Genomic DNA, 18,404 nt, shown 5'->3' on the forward strand with positions numbered 1-18,404 from the left:
GTCTGGANGCNGCACCGGGCCGTTGAGCGCGGATTTAGTCCGCGNAGCGGACCGAGGCCCCTGGTCACGGGCCGAGTCCGTGCGATAGGGCCGGTGCGGCTTCCAGGCACCCGGCAGGGACGCCTTCCCAGAGATACATCCCGCCAGCGCTGATCGATCAGCAATCGCCGTAATTTTTTCTGCGTCAATAATTGATATGTTATATCATCTCGTAGTTTTTGAAATGATATAACATAGTCGAGACGGGAAATGACGTTAAACCCTCATCCGCTAGCGCTGACACTCTCTCTAGCGCTAGCCCCCGCCGTGCAGGCGCAACAAGCCCAAGCGGCCGATACCAATGCAGACACTGCTGCCACCTTGGCTCCCATCACCGTGTCGGCCAATCCGCTGGGCCTGGACCCCGACAGCATGGCCTTGCCCGCGCTGGTGCTGGACGGCAACGCGCTGATTGAGCGCCGTCAAGGCACCCTGGGCGATACGTTGAACGGTTTACCGGGCATCAACTCGGATACGTTCGGCGGCGGCGCCAGCCGGCCTGTGATCCGCGGCCAGACCGCGCCACGGGTCAAGGTGCTGTCAGACGGTTCGGAATTGATGGATGCTTCCAGCATTTCTCCCGACCACGCTGTGACGACAGAGCCCCTCTTGGCGCAACGCATCGAAGTCCTGCGCGGTCCGGCCACGCTGTTGTACGGCGGAGGCGCCATTGGCGGTGTCGTCAACGTGCTGGATAACCGTATCCCCACGGCAATCCCGGAGAAAGGCGTGGAGGCCGAAGCAGAGATTCGCGGTGCGACCGGCACCAACGAGCGTGCAGGCGCAGTGAGCATCACCGCCGGCACAGGCCAGTTTGCAGTCCACGTCGAAGGCATGAAACGTCGCACCGATGATTACGACGTGCCGGATTGGACCAGCAAAGAGCTGGCAGGCTCGTATAGCGAGTCCTCGCAAGGCAGCCTGGGCCTGTCGTGGGTCACGCCGCGCGGTTATGTCGGGGTGGCATTCACCTATCTGGACAGCAAATACGGCCTGCCCGGACACAATCACGAATATGAAGGCTGCCACCCCCATGGCACGCATCTGCATTGCAGCGGTCACGACGATCACGATCACGAGGGTGAAGACGGTCATGATCATGACCACGAACATGGTGAGGATGAGGATCCTCCCTACGTCAAGCTGCGCAGCAAGCGCGTGGACGTCCGTGCGGAATATACCGAGCCTTTTGCCGGATTCGAAAAGATCCGCTTTCGTGGCGGTCTGACGGATTATCAGCATCAGGAAATCGAAGGCGGAGAAGTCGGCACCACCTTTAAAAACCGCGGCTATGACGCGCGTCTGGAGTTGGAGCACAAGCCGCTGTACGGCTGGCGCGGTGTGATCGGTTTGCAGAATTCGTTCAGTGATTTCAGCGCTGAGGGCGAAGAGGCGTTCTTGCCGCGCAGCGATACGCAGTCGACGGGCCTCTTTTTGCTAGAGGAATATCGTCTGGCCGATTGGCGCTTTGAGGTTGGTGCACGCCAGGACTGGCAACGTATTTCTCCCGAGGGCGATAACCCGCGTTCCAGCCAATCAGGCACCTCTTTGTCGGCCGCCGCAATCTGGGACTTTGCGCCGCAGTATTCGGTGGCCTTGTCTTTGTCGCGCTCGCAGCGCCTGCCCAATGCGCAGGAGTTGTATGCAGACGGTGTGCACCTGGCGACGAATACCTATGAAATCGGCAATGCAGATTTGAGCAAGGAAACCTCGCACAATATCGATTTGACTCTGCGCAAGCATGAAGGCGACACGACGTTCAGCGTGAGCGCTTTCCATAATCGGGTCAAGAACTACATTTATGCGAACACGCTCGATCAGTACGAGGATTTCCGCTTGATCGAATACGCGCAGCATGATGCAGAATTCACAGGGATCGAGGGCGAGGTACGCCACCAGTTCAACAAGGTGTTTTCGGCCGGTGTGTTCGGTGACTACGTACGTGGCAAATTGACCGGCGGCGATGGCAATCTGCCGCGTATTCCTGCTGCGCGCGCGGGCGTGCGGGCCAACGTCAAGTGGCAGCAATGGTCCGGCGGCGTCGAGTATGCGCATGTGTTCCGCCAGAACGATATCGCGTCGTATGAATCAAGCACGGCGGGGTATGACATGGTGAATGCCGTGGTGAGCTATCGCAGTACGTTTGGCGCCGATACCGCTTATGAGGTCTATCTACGCGGGACGAACTTGCTGGATAAGCTAGCCTATAACCACGCGTCTTTTATTTCGACAGCCGCGCCGTTGGCGGGGCGTAGCGTGCTATTGGGCATGCGGGTGATGTACTGATCGCGACGTAAATCTAGGATTTACGTCCCGCACGTGGATGAGCCTGATCATAGGCTTTGGCCAGATGCTGAAAGTCCAGTCTGGTGTAGATCTGTGTCGTAGAGATGTTGGCATGCCCCAGCATTTCTTGCACTGCACGCAGGTCTTGCGCGGATTGCAGCACGTGGCTGGCGAAGCTATGGCGCAACACGTGCGGGTGTACGTGCGCAGGCAGGCCAGCTGCCTGCGCGAATTTCGCGAGCTGTGTTTGGACGACGCGAGGTGAGATGCGCCGGCCTCGTGTGCCGACGAACAGGGCATTGGCGTCGGTATCAGTAGCGCTCGCCGCTGCCAATTGGGACCTGACCTCGATCCAGCGTTGTAGGGCAGTCAATGCGGTTTGTCCGACGGGGACGCTGCGGCGTTTGCCGCCTTTGCCCAATACAACGACCTCGGCTTCGGCGAGGTTGAGCCAGCTCGACGATTCGTAGTCGGCAGTACGGGTGTAGTGCAAATCCAGCCCGACGAGCTCAGAGAGCCGTAGACCGCTGGAATACAGGAGTTCGAACATGGCGCGATCGCGCAAGCCCGCAGGTTCGGTAGCCAGTTGTGCCGAAGCATGGTCCAGCAGTGCCTGTGCCTGCTCTACGGATAGTGCCTTGGGCAGGCCGCGGGGCGCTTTGGGGGCGCGCACGCCGACAACGGGGTTGCCGGCCAGGTCGATCGTGAGCGCCCACCATTGATAAAAACCTCGCCAGGCGGCCAATGCGCGGGCCAGGCTGCGCGGTCCCAGGCCCTGTGCATGCAGACGGGCGGCAAACTGCCGGATGTGGCTGTTGGTGAGCTGTTCGAGCGGCAGCTTGACTGCGTGGGCCAAGGTGGCCAACTGGCGCAGGTCGCGTCGATAGGCGTCCAGCGTGTGAGGGGAATAGCGCCGATGGGCCTGCAAGTGTTGCAGCCACGCATCCAGGGGCTGAGGCAGGGATTCTGAAACGGGATCGGGAACTGGCTCGGTCATGATGGATAAGCCTCAGGTCCAGGCATCGCCGCTTTTACGGCGGGGGGCAGGCACGGGTTGGCCGGCCTGCGATCCGTATGGGTCAAAGGTAAGCACGGGATTGATGTGGTGTGCTCCTGATCCCTGTCCTCTCGATATGTCAGGCCGGATTCTGCGGCGCCGGCGTATTCAGCCGGCGCAGGGTTGCGGAAGCCAAGCGGCCGATCGCTTCGAGAAATACCGTGCCCATTTCCGGATTGAAGCGGACAGGATCATCAGACCCCAAGACGAGCAGGCCGATGCTGGGTTGATCGGACTCGAAACGCAGCGGAATCAAGGCCAGCGATTGAGGCTTGGCATCCAGCCAGTTCACGGCTTCGAATTCGGTGTCCGGGCCACAGTAGGGTGTTTTCAGGCTGTCGGTAAAGTCGCGCACGTCCTGCGAAACAGGCGCGCCGTAGCCCGTGGGAGTGAGTCCGGCCAGATTCCACAACCGCAGGCCGACATGATTCAGGTCGAATTGCTCGGCCAGGCCCAGTGCGATTTCGCCTGGCAGATGTTGCGGCTCGCTTTCGCCCAGCAGGCGCGCGCACCATTGCGATACATGATCGCCAATGGCCTCATTCGAATCGGCGTTGTTGATCAGCTCGTTAAGGCGCCATTCGAGTTCGCGGTTGCGTTCGCGCAGGGTCAGAATCTGCCGCTCACCCAGCGAAATGGCGCGCGTACCGTGCGGGTGCGGGACTTGCAGCGTGGCAAAGACCTCGGCGTGCTGATCGAAGAATTCCGGGTTGTTTTGCAGGAAATCCGCGATGTCCTGGGCAGTGAGAGCGGTATCGGTCATTGAGTGCGTAGCGTTTATCGGCCGAGGGCCATGGAGAAAACCAGCTTGTCGATATCGACTTGGCCGTTGTAGACAGAGGTGGCGGGGCCCGTCATGCGCAGGCGTTCGCCGTTCCAGTCCACGGTGAGGGTGCCGCCGCGGGTGTGGACCCGCACGGGCGAATCCAGCAGGCCGCGGCGAATGCCGGCAGCGACGGCAGCGCAGGCGCCAGTTCCGCAGGCCAGGGTCTCGCCCGCCCCGCGCTCGTATACGCGCAGCCGGATGGTGTTGCGGTCGACGACTTGCATAAAGCCCGCGTTGACGCGACGGGCAAAACGGCGGTGACGCTCGACCAGCGGGCCAACGATACCTACGGGAGCGGTGTCTACGTCGTCGACTTGTTGGACGGCATGGGGATTGGAAATGGCGACGGCCGAGACCTGCACGCTGCGCGGTGCATCGGCGGGCGCGTCGGGCAAGTCCAATTGCCACAATGTGTCCTCGCCCTGCGTGTGTGAGGCCAGGCCATCGGTATCGAACGGCAGGGCGGCCGGATCAAATCGGGTTACGCCCATATCCACGGTGACCTGTTCGTCGTCGCCCTCATCCAGCACCAGAATGCCGGTCGCAATCTCGGCGCGCAGCGGATTACGATCGGACAAATGTTGTTCGTGTACGAATCGCACAAAGCAGCGCGCGCCGTTGCCGCAGTGCTCGACCTCCGACCCATCGGCATTGAAAATGCGATAGCGAAAATCCGCGTCCGAACGTGTGGCCGGTTCGACCAGGAGAATTTGGTCGGCGCCGATGCCGAAATGACGATCGGCCAGGGCGCGCGCGCGCTCGGGCGTCATGTGGATGGCTTGGCGTACGCCGTCGAGCACGACAAAGTCGTTGCCCGCGCCATGCATTTTGGTGAAGTTCCAGATCATGGGAGGATTATCGCGCATTACGTGGGAGCGTGGCAGTAGGGGTGGCTGACCGGGGGAAAGCCGAGCCGCTCCGGATTTTCGTGTGATTCAGGTGACGGATGCCGCCAACGCCACACCTGCCGGGCATTCAATAATATTTGGCTTCGCCCAAGGGGCGTGTCTTAAAGCGCCGGTGAACCCAGTAATACTGGCTGGGGCAGCGCCGCACCCAGCCTTCTATGTGCAGATTCAAGCGGGCCGTGGCTTCCTCCAGGGAACCCTCGCCAGGGAAATCCGCCAGCGGGGGCAGGACTTCCACATGGTATCGGCCCGTGTCCGGATCCCAGAAATCGATCACGGGCACGACCGCGGCGTTCCATTTGCGGGCTAATTGGGCGGTGGCTTCGAGGGTGGCTGCCGGTACGCCAAAAAAGGGCACGAACACCGCTCCCTGGCGGCCAAAGTCCATATCGGGCAGGTAATACACCGGTCGAGGCGCGCGCAGATGGCGGATCAGATCGCGCACGCCGTCTTTGCGGCTCACGAGGAAGACTTCGTTGAATCGACCGCGGCCGTTACGCACCAGCGTGTCCACCGCGGGATCGCTCTGGGGGGTGTACATGGTGGCGCTACTGGGGACATCCATGCTCAAGCGCGTCGCGGCGGCGTCCAGTGCCACAAAGTGCGGTGCCAGCAGCAGGACTGGCCGGCCCTCGGCGATCAAGGCATTGATGCGCTCGGCTCCCTCGGTGGTCACCATTTCGCGAATGGCCTCGGGCGTGCCGTACCACAGGACGCCCCGGTCAACGATAGTCTGTGCCAGGGCGCGGAAGTGCGCCTGCATCATGCTTTCCCGCTCTTGTTCGGAGAGCTCGGGAAAACATAATTTCAGGTTCAGGCGCACGATCCGCACGCGCGAGCGGGCCAGTTTGCGGGTGAGCCAGCCGAGTCCTGCGCCAATGCGTTGGCGGGTAGACGGCCGAATGCGGCCAAACCAGGCGAATAGCGCGTTCAGGGCTCGCAGCTTGAAGTCATTCATGAGATGTCGGCCCTGGACGATGCGAAGGATGCGTGTCGGACGCCGTGTTTTCGGGCATGGGCGGGATGGGAGGCGCGCCGCGTGGCGTCTTGTAGCGGTTGTAGCTCCATAGATATTGATGCGGCACGTGGCGAATCAATTTTTCCATGGCGGCATTGAACAAGGCGGCCTGGGCTTGCGGGCCCTCTGGCAACGGGTCGGGCACGCGCGAGAAATGGACGCGCCAACCGCGGCCCTTTGGCAGGCGTTCGCCCGCCACGATAATGACGGCCACCTGGGTTTGTGTGGCCAGCTTGCCCGGCAGTGTCATGGTGTACGCCATGCGCCCGAAGAACGGTGCCCAGACGCCATCGCCTTCGCCAGGGGCTTGATCGGGCAGTAGGCCGACGGCTCCGCCTCGGCGCAAGGCCCGCACGAACTCACGCACGCCTTGCATGTTCGCGGGCACGGCCTTCAGGCCGGAGGTGTTACGCGCGGTATCGAGCAGTGGCGCAAAAGCCGCCACACGGGGGGGGCGGAACATGACGGTCATGGGGATGTGGAGAGCCACTGCCAAATAGCGTGCCGTGATCTCAAAACACCCCAAATGCGGCGTCAGGAACAAGATCCCGCGGTTTTCGGCCAACGCCGCTTCGACGACGTGCACGTCGTCGCAAACCGTTTTGGCGAGGCTGTCGGGGCCGCGGAACCAGACCTTGGGCATTTCCATCATCATGGCGCCGGTCTCGGATGCCGCGCGGCGGGCAAATGCCGGATCGGTATAACCCGCCTGGGCGGCATTTGCCCGCAGACGTTGCCGATATCGGCCCGGAAACGCATAGACCAGGCGGCCCAGCAGTCGCCCCGCCGCGTGCAAAACGGGCAGGGGAAGCAAGGCAAAGGCGCGAAACAAGGCAAGCAGCATGCGGGTCGTGGTCTGTGTCGCAGCGAGAAAGCCCCGATGCGAAGTATCTAAGGATAAGCGTATGAATTCATGCAATAAGCAGGGACCCGGCATTTTCGCCTAAAATGGGCTCTGTCGCCGAGTTAACCGACAACTTGCGGGGCGACGCCTGTTACGCGCATGCGTTTCGGGCAAAATCCGCTAAAGCGTCGCGCCCAGATCCTTATCCATTCAGGTTCAGATCCGCGCGCAACGCGCCTCGTTAAACCTGTGTGCCGGTTTTTTGCCGGTCTCGTAAGGACGTATCCGTGGCCAGTAACGATTTTCTCTTTACCTCTGAATCCGTCTCCGAAGGGCATCCGGACAAGGTCGCCGACCAGATTTCCGATTCCATTCTTGACGCCATTTTTACCCAAGACCCGAATGCCCGCGTCGCTGCCGAAACGCTATGCAACACCGGGTTGGTGGTGTTGGCCGGTGAAATCACCACCACCGCCAACGTCGACTATATCCAGGTCGCGCGCGACACTATCCGTCGCATCGGCTACGACAATACCGATTACGGTATTGATTACAAAGGCTGCGCGGTGCTCGTGGCCTATGACAAGCAGTCGCCTGACATTGCCCAGGGCGTGGACCGTACCTCCGAAGACTACTTGAATCAGGGCGCGGGTGACCAAGGCCTGATGTTCGGTTACGCCTGCGACGAAACCCCTGATCTGATGCCCGCTCCGATCTGGTACGCGCACCGTCTGGTGCAGCGCCAGAGCGAGTTGCGCAAGGACGGCCGCCTGCCGTGGCTGCGTCCCGACGCCAAGTCGCAGGTCACGTTCCGCTATGTCGATGGCCGTCCGGTCGAGGTCGATACCGTTGTGCTGTCTACGCAGCATGCCCCCGAGATCTCGCAATCGTCGATTCACGAAGCCGTCATCGAAGACATCATCAAGCCCAGCTTTCCTGATGGCCTGATCACGCCGAAGACGAAATTCCTGGTCAACCCGACCGGCCGTTTCGTGATTGGCGGCCCGCAAGGCGATTGCGGCTTGACGGGGCGCAAGATCATTGTGGACACCTACGGCGGCGCTTGCCCGCACGGCGGTGGTGCTTTCTCCGGCAAGGACCCCTCCAAGGTTGACCGTTCGGCGGCGTATGCAGCGCGCTATGTGGCCAAGAACATCGTGGCCGCTGGCCTGGCCCGTCAATGCCAGGTACAGGTCAGCTACGCCATCGGCGTAGCCGAGCCGATCAACATCACGGTGTACACCGAAGGCACCGGCGTGATCTCCGATGACCAGATCGCCAAGCTGGTGCGCGAGCACTTCGATCTGCGCCCCAAGGGCATCGTCAACATGCTCGACCTGCTGCGTCCGATCTACACCAAGACAGCAGCTTATGGCCACTTCGGCCGTGCCGAGCCCGAGTTCTCTTGGGAAGCCACCGACAAGGCTCAGGGACTGAAGAAAAGTGCTTAAGTCCGTTTCTGCTTGATCCGACAAAAATCCCGCCAAGACAGGCGGGATTTTTGTTTGCGCAACGAGGTCGTTGGAGTCGTTGACGCGGTTTGTGTCTCTGAAGACAGTACTTCCACGAAGGCGTTAATACTATCGGCGAGACCGCCACGTTATCCCTTGCGCCGCGGATATCCCTGGGCCCGAATCCGGTGCCACACAATTTGTTTTTCTTCCTCGGTCATGAAGACCCAGTTGGAGACTTCCATGGCCGTACGGCCGCAGCCACGGCAGATCTCGTCGAAAAGCGTCGAGCAGACGGCCACGCAGGGGGAATCGGTCGCAACAAAAGCGTTTTGCGACGGCTCTGTGTCGCCAGGGGCAGCCGTGTCGCCGCCAGGGGTGGATAGGGTGTGACTCATCAGGCGCAGCTTAGCATCCGCCGTGCGTCCCTTTTTGCAAGGCCCTGATGCAGGGTCGGATACTGCGGGGCGGAGCCTAGGCAAACAATCGTCGCGCTTCTTCCACAACCCGTTCCGGGATTTCTTCGGCCAGATAATGTGCGCCGGGCAAGGCACTGCCCGCGATATCGTCGGCGACGGCGCGCCATAGTCCTAGCACGTCGAAATTTTGTCCGACGGCGCCGCGCTCGCCCCAGAATACGCGCACTGGCATGCGCAGGCGTTCGCCTTGTGCGCGGCCGTCACGGTCGTGTTGCAGGTCGATGGTGGCCGAGGCGCGGTAATCCTCGCAGATGCCGGTGGCCCAGTTCGGCAGCTGGGCGCAGCGTTCGTATTCGGCCAATGCCTCGGGGGCGAACAGCGCCAGGCCCCCGGGCCGGCTGCCCATGACGGAGCGGATATAAAACACCGGGTCATGTTCGATCATGGTTTCGGGAATCGGCGCGCGTTGAATGAGCCAGAACCAATGAAAATACGCTTGTGCAAAGGCACGGGTCGTGCCCTCGTACATATCCAGGGTAGGCGCGATATCCAGCAACATCATGCGCCGCACGCGCGCGGCATGATCCAGCGCCAGACGATGTGCGACGCGCGCGCCCCGGTCGTGAGCCAGCACATCGAATTGCTCGTGGCCCAACGTGGTCATCAACTCGGCCATGTCACGCGCCATCTCGCGTTTTGAATGCGCGGCGTGATCGGACGTGGCCTCGGGTTTTTCGCTGTCGCCGTAGCCGCGCAAATCCGCGGCGATGCAGGTGTGAGTGCGAATCAGCTCAGGCCAGATGCGATGCCAGATGGCGTGTGTCTGAGGATGGCCGTGCAATAGCAGCAGTGGCGGTCCGTCGCCCTGGATGCGGGCGGCTATGCGTACGCCATTGACGACAAAGGTTTGCAAAGGCAGATCGAATAGTGAGTCGGTCACGTGCGTTCCAATTTCAGGGCATACAACAATACACGGGCAATCGCATGTCAAATCACCGTGGCGACGAACGTATCAACGCGCGGCGTCGAGCCGGCTGCGCACACGTTGGGCGACGTCTTTCATCCACGGGTAACGAGCCCAGTGCTGAGCTTCATATTGAGTAATCTCGTCCAGTTGCTGCAATGATGCGCCCACCATGTCTTGGCCTTGTGCAAACATCTGGCGATGTCGAGCCGACAAGGTGAACGTTGCCGTCCAATCATCATCGGCGCGCACTTGCCCGGCCATGACATCGATCTCGATGCGATTACTGTCGGCATTCGATACGCGCTGCAGCAGGGCGTCAATCTGCTCGACGGGCAAGGCGATCAACAACAGTCCATTGTTCAGCGCGTTAAAGAAGAAAATTTCACCAAAGCTCGGCGCGATCACCGCGCGGATGCCGAATTGCTGCAACCCCCAGACCGCGTGCTCGCGACTGGAGCCGCAACCGAAGTTCGGCCCCGCTACCAACACCGATGCATCTGCATATGCCGGTTGATTCAAGACGAACTCTGCGCGCGGCGCGCCCGCTTCGTCGAAACGTAAGTCGTAGAGCAGTCCGCGATCCAGGCCGGCCTTGTCGATGATGCGCAGGAATTGCTTGGGCATGATCTGGTCGGTGTCCAGATTGCTCAGTGGCAACGGCGCGGCGATGCCCTGGATGAGAGATGAGGCAGTCATGCGGCTTGCTCCAATGTGCGTGCGTCAACGATCCGGCCGGTCAATGCTGCCGCGGCGGCCATGGCGGGGCTCATCAAATGCGTCAGGCCGCCGCGTCCCTGGCGGCCCTCGAAATTGCGATTGGTGGTCGACGCACAGCGCTCGCCGGGACGCAGCATGTCATCGTTCATGGCCAGGCACATCGAACAGCCCGGCTGGCGCCATTCGAAGCCCGCTTCGATCAACTGTGCTGCGATGCCTTCGGCCTCTGCCTGGGTCCGTACCGCACCCGATCCCGGCACGATCATTGCGCGCACGCCGGCAGCGACTTTACGGCCTCGGACCATCGCGGCGACGATGCGCAGGTCTTCGATACGGCCATTGGTACACGAGCCGATAAACACGCGATCAATGGGAACACCCGCGATCGGTGTGCCTGGTTTCAAACCGATGTAGTCGATGGCTTTGCGCAATGCGATGCGTGCCAGCGTATCGGTTTCTTCCTCTGGATCCGGCACTGTACCGGTCACCGGCATCGCTTGATCCGGGCTGGTACCCCAGGTCACGAAAGGCGCGATCGATGCCGCATCGAATACGTATTCCGCGTCAAACTGCGCGTCTGCGTCCGAATACAAGGTACGCCAGTATTCACGCGCTTGTTCCAGGTCTGCGCCATGCAGTTGCGGAGCATGCTTCTCGACATAGCGACAGGTGATGTCATCCGGCGCAATCAACGCAGCGCGTGCGCCAGCCTCGACGGTCATATTGCACAAGGTCATGCGTGCTTCTGCCGAGAGCGCATCGATTGCCGAGCCGCAGTATTCCACCGCGTAGCCGCGCGCGCCTTGCGCACCGAGTCGATACACCACGTAGATCACGAGGTCCTTGGCCGATACCCCTGGCGGTAATGCGCCGTCGATGCTAATACGCATATTGCGGGCGACGCGATAGACCAGTGTCTGTGTCGCCAGAATGTGTTCCACCTCTGAGGTGCCGATACCAAAACCCAGTGCGCCCAGCGCACCGTAGGTTGTTGTATGGCTATCACCACATAACACCACCATGCCGGGCAGAATCATGCCGTGTTCGGGCGCGATCACATGTTCGATCCCTTGCAGCGGATCCGTCGTATCAAACAACGCAATACCCTGTTCATCGCAATTGCGCTTGAGATTGCGGGCTTGCCGCGATGATGCCGGATCCTGAATGACGCGGGACGCAGCAGGCGTTGGATGCGTCGGAATAATATGATCGACAACCGCCATTTGCTGGCCTGGTCGCAATACCTGCCGGCCCCGCGTAGCCAGGCCGCTGAATGCCTGCGGACTGGTGTATTCATTCATGATGTGGAGATCCACATACAGCAGGATATGCTCATCATCGATGCGGGCCACTTCGTGGCTCGCCACTAGTTTGTCATATAGCGTCATGGCAGCCATGATCAAAGGCTCCTTAGTTCGGTTCAATGCCGGCGGCCTGGATGACACCAGCCCAACGCTTCATCTCGGCAGCAACCATGTCGTCGGTTTGGCTCGGGGTGGAGATCAGCGGCTCAAAGCCTTCTTTTTTCATGCGTTCGACCACCTCCGGCGAACGCAATGCGTCGCCCAGCTTGGCATTAAGCGTGTCCACCACTGCCTGGGGGGTGCCCGCTGGCGCACTGATCACAAACCACGTGTTGAATTCGTAATCAGGCAGACCCGATTCGGCGATAGTGGGCACATTGGGCAAGAGCGGGGATCGCGTTTTTCCTGTGACGCCCAGAGGCTTGAGCTTGCCGCCGTCGACCTGCGGTTTTGCAGCCGACAGTACGGGAAAGCTCATCTGCACTTGACCGCTGATCGTATCCAGCATGGCGGGGCCGCCGCCTTTATAGGGCACATGCAGGATTTGTGTTTTGGAGACAGACTTGAATAGCTCTGCAGCCATGTGAAAGGTGCTGCCCGTTCCAGCCGATCCAAAGCTCAACGCATTGTCGGGCCGTGCACGCACATACGCCAGTAGCTCGGCGACGTTGTTGACCGGCAGGCTATTGGTGACCGTGAGCACATGCTGCGACGTCGCGATCGTGCCGACTGACCGCAGATCCTTCAGCGTATCGAAGGGCATGTTCTTGAATAACGACGGATTGATCGCCAACGACATCGTGTTGATGGAGAGGGTGTAGCCGTCAGGCTGGGCGCGTGCCACGGCCGCCATGCCGATATTGCCGGAGGCGCCCGCGCGGTTTTCCACTACCACGCTTTGTCCCAATTGCTTGGCCCAGGCATCCGCGATCAAGCGTGCCGTGATGTCGACGCTGCCTCCTGGCGCGAATGGCGCAACCAGCGTGATGGCGCGTTGGGGGAACGCCTGCGCCGAGGCGGATGGCGCGGCGATACAGCCCGCCGCCGATACGACGGCACAGAGGATCTGCCGGGAAAGCAATGACGTCATGGATGTCTCCTTTGGGGCCGCGAACATGGCACGGCTATGGTTCGATGTTGTGCAGCCAGTGTATAGGCCAAGTTTGTTCTTATAATTAATGAATAAATAAAGCGTTATTTAAAATAATTTAATAATAGGCAGGCGGAGGCGCCCATGAATGCCATCTCTGACTTGGCGTTTTTTTCACTGCTGGTGAAACACGGCAACTTGTCGGCAGCGGCACGCGAGCTCGGCTTGACGCCGCCTGCCGTGAGTACGCGGCTGGCCAATCTGGAGCGCCGGCTGGGCGTACGGCTGCTCAACCGCACCACCAGACGGGTGACCGTCACGCACGAGGGCGAGCGCTATCTGGCCGAAGGCAACCGCATCCTGGCCGATCTGGAGGCGTTGGAACGCAATATCGCCAGTGGCCAGGCTCAACCTCGGGGACTGCTGAGACTGAATGCCACGTTTGGTTTCGGCCGCGCCCACATCGTGCCGGCAGTGTCTGATTTCTCGCGCGCTTTTCCCGAGGTCGAGGTCCAGATGCGTTTGACGGATCGTCCCGTCAATCTATTGGACGAGGGCTTTGATGTGGCCGTGCGTTTTGGCGACATTCCCGATGCCCGGCTCACCGCACGCAAGATCGCGTCCAATCGCCGGCTGCTCTGTGCGTCGCCCCGCTATCTGCAGGCAGCGGGCGAACCGCGTACGCCAGGAGACCTGTCGCGTCATCGTTGCATCGTGGTGCGCGAAAATGATGTGGCCTATGGTACGTGGCATTTGCGCAGCGGCCAGCGTATGGAAACCGTCAAAGTGCGTGGCCCGCTCAGCTCGAATGATGGCGAGAGCGCACTGCAATGGGCCTTGGACGGCCACGGTATCGTCATGCGATCTGAGTGGGAAACTGCGGCGTATCTGCGGTCCGGGCGACTGCGGCAGGTGTTGTCCGATTGGCATACGCCGCCGGCCGACATCCATGCCCTGTATCCGGAGCGGCTGAATCTGCCGGCAAAGACCGTGGCATTCGTGGATTTTCTGGTGCAGCGTTTCGCCGGCCATGTCCGCCCGCCGGGCAGCGACCGGGACGTGTGGTAGATCCTCGTCTTGCAGCCGTCATATTTCTGTCTTTGACGTGTCACATTCAGCAGGCTAAATCGCGGGATCGATGACTTTCGCGCCGGGGATACCTATGCGTATCGTTTTGGTTACTGATGCCTGGCCCCCCCAGGTCAATGGCGTGGTCCGTACTTGGACCACCATGCAGCGCCTGCTGACGCAATGGGGACACGAACTGATCGTGGTCAATCCCAATGGCGCGCGGTCGATGCCGGCGCCGTCTGAGCCCGAGTTGCGCCTATGTCTGACGCCGGGCCGGCAGTTGCGCCGCATCCTGGGCGATACGGTGCCCGATGCCTTGCACATCGCTACCGAGGGGCCGCTGGGCCTGGCGGCGAGGCGCATGGCCCTGCGCAAGGGATGGCGATTCACCACGTCGTTTCACACGTTGTTTCCAGATTATCTGCAGGCCAGAATGGGCATTCCCGCATCGCTGCCTTGGCGATTCATGCGCTGGTTTCACCGTCCGTCAGCTTGTGTGCTGGTGCCGACGCCGACCGTACGCGACATTGTGGCCGCGCGCGGGCTGGCAAACCTGCGCGTGTGGTCCCGCGGCGTGGATGCGGCGCACTTTCGTCCAGGCAAGCGGGATGCGTTCGAGGATCTGCCGCGGCCGATTTTTCTGAACGTGGGGCGAGTGGCTCGGGAAAAGAATCTGGATGCGTTCCTGTCGCTGGATCTGCCAGGCAGCAAGGTGGTGGTCGGCACGGGGCCCGATGAGGCCCGGCTGCGCAAAGCCTATCCCAACGTCCGCTTCCTGGGCATGCAGCCCGATGCGAAACTGCCGGCCTATTATTCGTCGGCCGACGTCTTTGTGTTCCCCAGCCTGACCGATACGTTTGGCCTGGTGATGTTGGAATCCATGGCTTGCGGTACCCCCGTTGCCGCGTTTCATACCGAAGCACCGCTGGCGGTGATCGATGCCGGCGCCACGGGCTTCGTAAATGACGATCTGTCAATGGCGTGCCGCCAGGCGCTGGAACTCGACCGTACAGGTGTCCGCGAGGGCGCATTGAAGCGTACCTGGGAAAAGATTGCGCAGGATCTGCTGCAGGCGTTGGTGCCTTTGACGCCGGCGGGAGAGGCTGCCTGGCCCATCTCGGCAAATTCGGCCGCAACGAACTCACTGACGCCGCAGACATAAGGCGGCCCCCCTAGGCGTTTTGCGCCGCTTGGTTGCATCCCTCGTTGCACCCGGTACAATTCGTCTCAGTCCTGAGGAGCGCTGCGACGATCCCCGGTTTGTCCCTGTCGGGGCGGCCAGGCGGGTTGCCAGGCTCAGGAATCTCACCAGACGTCGCCCAGGCGGCGTCCAGCAACGGCGCTCACCTTTGTCGCAGCAGGCAAAGGCGGGCGCCTTTTCACGATTGGGTGTTCCGTACGGTTGCCTGCGACAAGCACTGCCGTTGATATCTAGGAGCACTCAACACATGACTACCACCCCCGATTTCCTCGTTGCCGATATTTCGCTGGCCGGCTGGGGCCGCCGCGAATTGGCGATCGCCGAAACTGAAATGCCCGGCCTGATGGCCATCCGTGAAGAATTCGCCGCCAGCCAGCCGCTCAAGGGCGCGCGTATCGCCGGCAGCCTGCACATGACCATCCAGACCGGCGTGCTGATCGAAACGCTGGTGGCGCTGGGCGCTGAAGTCCGCTGGGCATCGTGCAACATTTTCTCGACCCAGGATCACGCAGCCGCTGCGATCGCCGCGACCGGTACGCCGGTGTTCGCCGTCAAAGGCGAGACCCTGGAAGAATACTGGCAATACACGCACCGCATTTTCGAATGGCCCGAGGGCCGTCATGCCAACATGATCCTGGATGACGGCGGCGATGCCACGCTGTTGTTGCACCTGGGCGCACGTGCCGAGAAAGATATCTCGGTGCTGGCCAAACCGGGCAGCGAAGAAGAACGCGTGTTGTTCGCCTCCATCAAAGCCACGCTGGAACGCGATCCCAAGTGGTATTCCACCCGCCTGGCTGCCATCAAGGGCGTGACCGAAGAAACCACCACCGGCGTGCACCGTCTCTACCAGATGTCGCAAAAAGGCGAGTTGGCATTTGCCGCCATCAACGTCAACGACTCGGTGACCAAGTCCAAGTTCGACAACCTGTATGGTTGCCGTGAATCGCTGGTCGACGGCATCAAGCGCGCGACCGATGTGATGGTCGCCGGCAAGGTCGCCGTAGTCGCCGGCTATGGCGATGTGGGCAAGGGCTGCGCGCAAGCGTTGGCCGCCTTGCGCGCCCAAGTCTGGGTGACTGAAGTCGATCCGATCTGCGCTCTGCAAGCCGCGATGGAAGGCTTCAAGGTCGTCACCATGGAAGAAGCCGCTCCGCTGGCAGATATCTTCGTGACGGCCACGGGCAATTATCACGTCATTACCCGCGCGCACATGGACGCCATGAAAGACCAGGCCATCTTGTGCAACATCGGCCACTTCGACAACGAAATCGACGTCGCCTCGGTGGAAGACCTACAGTGGGAAGAAATCAAACCGCAGGTCGATCACATCGTGTTCCCCGATGGCAAGCGCATCATCTTGCTGGCACAGGGACGCTTGGTGAATCTGGGCTGCGCCACGGGCCATCCCTCGTTCGTGATGTCGTCCTCGTTTGCGAACCAGACCATCGCACAGATCGAATTGTTCACGCGTAACGAGGCTTACGAGCGCGGCCAGGTGTATGTACTGCCCAAGCAGCTGGACGAGAAGGTTGCTCGCCTGCACCTGAAGAAACTGGGCGTGAAGCTGACGACGTTGCGTCAGGATCAAGCTGATTACATCAATGTACCGGTCGAGGGCCCCTTCAAGCCCGAGCACTATCGCTATTGATCCTGTAGCACAATAGGTGGATGTTTAGGCCTGTGCATAGACCGCACGGCGCTACCCCGATGGGGGCGCCACTGCAATAGGTTATGCCAGGCCTGCTGTATCGGGGNGCCTCGGGCGCGGCGGATTTCGCCTACCTGTGGGCGCCTTACCGGAGAAAGCACGATGACTTTGATCTTAGTTTGGCTATTGAACGCGGTGGCCCTGTTGATTGTGGCTTATCTGTTGCCAGGCATCACAGTGGCCAGTTTTGGCTCGGCGCTCGTTGCCGCGCTGGTGTTGGGTTTACTGAACATGCTGGTCAAACCCGTGTTGGTGCTATTGACGTTGCCGATCACGATCGTCACGTTGGGTTTGTTTCTGCTGGTGCTCAACGCGCTGTTGTTCTGGCTGGCTGGCTCGATTTTGCGAGGCTTTCAGGTCAACGGGTTCTGGTGGGCCGTTGGGGGCGCTATTTTGTACAGCATCATTTCCGGCCTGCTTTCGCGCCTGATCCCCTGATTCCGATTTCCCCTTTTCGATTCTCTAATGACCGGACCTTCCCCTGCGGCCCTGAGCCTGGAGTTTTTCCCCCCGCGCGATATCGCCGCTCAAGAGCGGTTGGTACGCGCGGCCAAGCAATTGTTGGCCATTCAGCCTCGCTATGTCAGCGTGACATTCGGGGCGGGCGGATCCACGCGCGCCGGCACGGCCGATACCGTACGCATGCTGCAAAACCTGGGATGCGATGCCGCGCCGCATTTGTCCTGCATTGGTGCGACGCGTGACGACTTGAGAGGGATCCTCTCGGCCTATCGCGAGCAAGGCGTGCGGCGGCTGGTGGCATTGCGCGGGGATTTGCCTTCGGGCATGGGGGGCGATGCCGGCGAATTGCGTTATGCGGCAGATCTGGTCGCCTTTATCCGCCAGGAGACGGGCGACGCATTTCACATCGAAGTCGCTGCATATCCGGAAATGCATCCGCAGGCCGCGAGTCCGCAGGCAGACCTGAATCACTTCGTCGCCAAGGTCAACGCCGGGGCGGATGCGGCGATCACGCAGTATTTCTTCAATTCCGACGCGTATTTTGACTTTGTCGATCGTGCCCAGGCCAAAGGGGTCACGATCCCCATCGTGCCGGGGATCATGCCGATTACCAACCATACGCAACTGGTACGTTTCTCCGAAATGTGTGGTGCCGAGATTCCGCGCTGGATACGGTTGCGGTTGGCTGAATTTGGGGACGACAAGGCGTCGATTCGGGCGTTTGGCGTAGACGTGGTGGGTGAGTTGTGCCAGACCTTGTTGGATAACGGCGCGCCTGGCTTGCATTTCTATACGTTGAATCAAGCTGAGGCGGCGTTGGGGATTTGGCGGGAGCTGGATCTGACCGGGGCGCGGTAGGCTTCGCGTTATTGAAGGTTTGATTGGACCGTTGGTGTTCGTCGCGTTGACGTAGCGCTGGCGTTCTTGATCCGCCGGCGTCCGGTGTGCTGAGGCTGCGCCGGCCTAATCGCGCGGACTCGGCCCATGACCAGGGGCCTCGGTCCGCTNCGCGGACTAAATCCGCGCTCAACGG

The 18,404-nt window shown here is 60.9% G+C and carries 17 protein-coding genes and 1 riboswitch; of the genes, 7 read left to right on the forward strand and 10 right to left on the reverse strand.

The features are described from left to right. Positions 1-249 precede the first annotated feature (249 nt). Positions 250-2,325, forward strand: a complete 2,076-nt coding sequence (locus ACNA0J_RS28885; RefSeq protein ID WP_415822439.1) for a TonB-dependent receptor domain-containing protein — start codon at positions 250-252, stop codon at positions 2,323-2,325. 13 nt (positions 2,326-2,338) lie between these two features. Here ACNA0J_RS28885 and xerC read toward each other — a convergent pair whose 3' ends face one another. The 5 genes from xerC to ACNA0J_RS28910 all read right to left on the reverse strand — a co-directional run bounded on the left by xerC (position 2,339) and on the right by ACNA0J_RS28910 (position 6,978). Continuing rightward, the gene (gene xerC, locus ACNA0J_RS28890; RefSeq protein ID WP_415822440.1) at positions 2,339-3,322 is read right to left on the reverse strand and encodes a tyrosine recombinase XerC; all 984 of its coding nucleotides are present in this window, start codon (positions 3,320-3,322) and stop codon (positions 2,339-2,341) included. Positions 3,323-3,461: 139 nt separating this feature from the next. Further along, complete coding sequence (locus ACNA0J_RS28895) at positions 3,462-4,145, reverse strand: DUF484 family protein (RefSeq protein WP_415822441.1); 684 nt, start codon at positions 4,143-4,145, stop codon at positions 3,462-3,464. A gap of 14 nt (positions 4,146-4,159) precedes the next feature. Beyond that, a complete protein-coding gene (gene dapF, locus ACNA0J_RS28900; protein ID WP_415822442.1) occupies positions 4,160-5,074 on the reverse strand; it encodes a diaminopimelate epimerase in 915 nt (304 codons plus the stop codon). A gap of 109 nt (positions 5,075-5,183) precedes the next feature. Continuing rightward, the gene (locus ACNA0J_RS28905) at positions 5,184-6,074 is read right to left on the reverse strand and encodes a lysophospholipid acyltransferase family protein (protein WP_415822443.1); all 891 of its coding nucleotides are present in this window, start codon (positions 6,072-6,074) and stop codon (positions 5,184-5,186) included. Next, positions 6,067-6,978 carry a lysophospholipid acyltransferase family protein gene (locus ACNA0J_RS28910; RefSeq protein WP_415822444.1) on the reverse strand — a complete coding sequence of 304 codons (912 nt, stop codon included), beginning with the start codon at positions 6,976-6,978 and terminating at the stop codon, positions 6,067-6,069. Before ACNA0J_RS28910 ends, ACNA0J_RS28905 begins: the two co-directional genes overlap by 8 nt. A 287-nt stretch (positions 6,979-7,265) precedes the next feature. On the opposite strand from ACNA0J_RS28910, the gene metK reads away from it, so the two are divergent. Beyond that, positions 7,266-8,429 carry a methionine adenosyltransferase gene (metK, locus tag ACNA0J_RS28915; RefSeq protein WP_415822445.1) on the forward strand — a complete coding sequence of 388 codons (1,164 nt, stop codon included), beginning with the start codon at positions 7,266-7,268 and terminating at the stop codon, positions 8,427-8,429. Positions 8,430-8,578: 149 nt separating this feature from the next. Here the strand turns inward: metK and ACNA0J_RS28920 are convergent, their stop codons facing one another. The 5 genes from ACNA0J_RS28920 to ACNA0J_RS28940 form a co-directional block, all read right to left on the reverse strand. Then, the gene (locus tag ACNA0J_RS28920; protein WP_415822446.1) at positions 8,579-8,827 is read right to left on the reverse strand and encodes a DUF1289 domain-containing protein; all 249 of its coding nucleotides are present in this window, start codon (positions 8,825-8,827) and stop codon (positions 8,579-8,581) included. A 76-nt stretch (positions 8,828-8,903) separates the two neighbouring features. Beyond that, the gene (locus tag ACNA0J_RS28925) at positions 8,904-9,788 is read right to left on the reverse strand and encodes an alpha/beta fold hydrolase (RefSeq protein WP_415822447.1); all 885 of its coding nucleotides are present in this window, start codon (positions 9,786-9,788) and stop codon (positions 8,904-8,906) included. Between the two features lie 72 nt (positions 9,789-9,860). Further along, positions 9,861-10,511 carry a 3-isopropylmalate dehydratase small subunit gene (gene leuD / locus ACNA0J_RS28930; RefSeq protein ID WP_415822449.1) on the reverse strand — a complete coding sequence of 217 codons (651 nt, stop codon included), beginning with the start codon at positions 10,509-10,511 and terminating at the stop codon, positions 9,861-9,863. After that, complete coding sequence (gene leuC / locus ACNA0J_RS28935) at positions 10,508-11,929, reverse strand: 3-isopropylmalate dehydratase large subunit (protein WP_415822450.1); 1,422 nt, start codon at positions 11,927-11,929, stop codon at positions 10,508-10,510. Before leuC ends, leuD begins: the two co-directional genes overlap by 4 nt. Before the next feature lie 13 nt (positions 11,930-11,942). After that, the gene (locus ACNA0J_RS28940) at positions 11,943-12,926 is read right to left on the reverse strand and encodes a Bug family tripartite tricarboxylate transporter substrate binding protein (protein WP_415822452.1); all 984 of its coding nucleotides are present in this window, start codon (positions 12,924-12,926) and stop codon (positions 11,943-11,945) included. A gap of 144 nt (positions 12,927-13,070) precedes the next feature. On the opposite strand from ACNA0J_RS28940, the gene ACNA0J_RS28945 reads away from it, so the two are divergent. From ACNA0J_RS28945 to metF, 5 genes are all read left to right on the forward strand, one after another. Continuing rightward, positions 13,071-13,994: a LysR family transcriptional regulator gene (locus ACNA0J_RS28945; RefSeq protein ID WP_415822453.1), complete on the forward strand. Its 924-nt coding sequence runs from the start codon at positions 13,071-13,073 to the stop codon at positions 13,992-13,994. Positions 13,995-14,088: 94 nt separating this feature from the next. Further along, on the forward strand, positions 14,089-15,159 hold the full coding sequence (locus tag ACNA0J_RS28950) for a glycosyltransferase family 4 protein (RefSeq protein WP_415822454.1): 1,071 nt from the start codon (positions 14,089-14,091) through the stop codon (positions 15,157-15,159). A 67-nt stretch (positions 15,160-15,226) separates the two neighbouring features. Continuing rightward, a riboswitch (S-adenosyl-L-homocysteine riboswitch) is annotated at positions 15,227-15,349 on the forward strand. A gap of 96 nt (positions 15,350-15,445) precedes the next feature. Further along, positions 15,446-16,849: an adenosylhomocysteinase gene (gene ahcY / locus ACNA0J_RS28955; protein WP_415822455.1), complete on the forward strand. Its 1,404-nt coding sequence runs from the start codon at positions 15,446-15,448 to the stop codon at positions 16,847-16,849. Between the two features lie 162 nt (positions 16,850-17,011). After that, a complete protein-coding gene (locus ACNA0J_RS28960) occupies positions 17,012-17,347 on the forward strand; it encodes a phage holin family protein (protein WP_094824185.1) in 336 nt (111 codons plus the stop codon). A 27-nt stretch (positions 17,348-17,374) separates the two neighbouring features. After that, the gene (gene metF, locus ACNA0J_RS28965) at positions 17,375-18,229 is read left to right on the forward strand and encodes a methylenetetrahydrofolate reductase [NAD(P)H] (RefSeq protein ID WP_415822457.1); all 855 of its coding nucleotides are present in this window, start codon (positions 17,375-17,377) and stop codon (positions 18,227-18,229) included. Positions 18,230-18,404: the final 175 nt, after the last annotated feature.

The organism is Bordetella tumbae (assembly GCF_965139195.1).
Lineage (GTDB): Bacteria > Pseudomonadota > Gammaproteobacteria > Burkholderiales > Burkholderiaceae_B > Bordetella_A > Bordetella_A tumbae.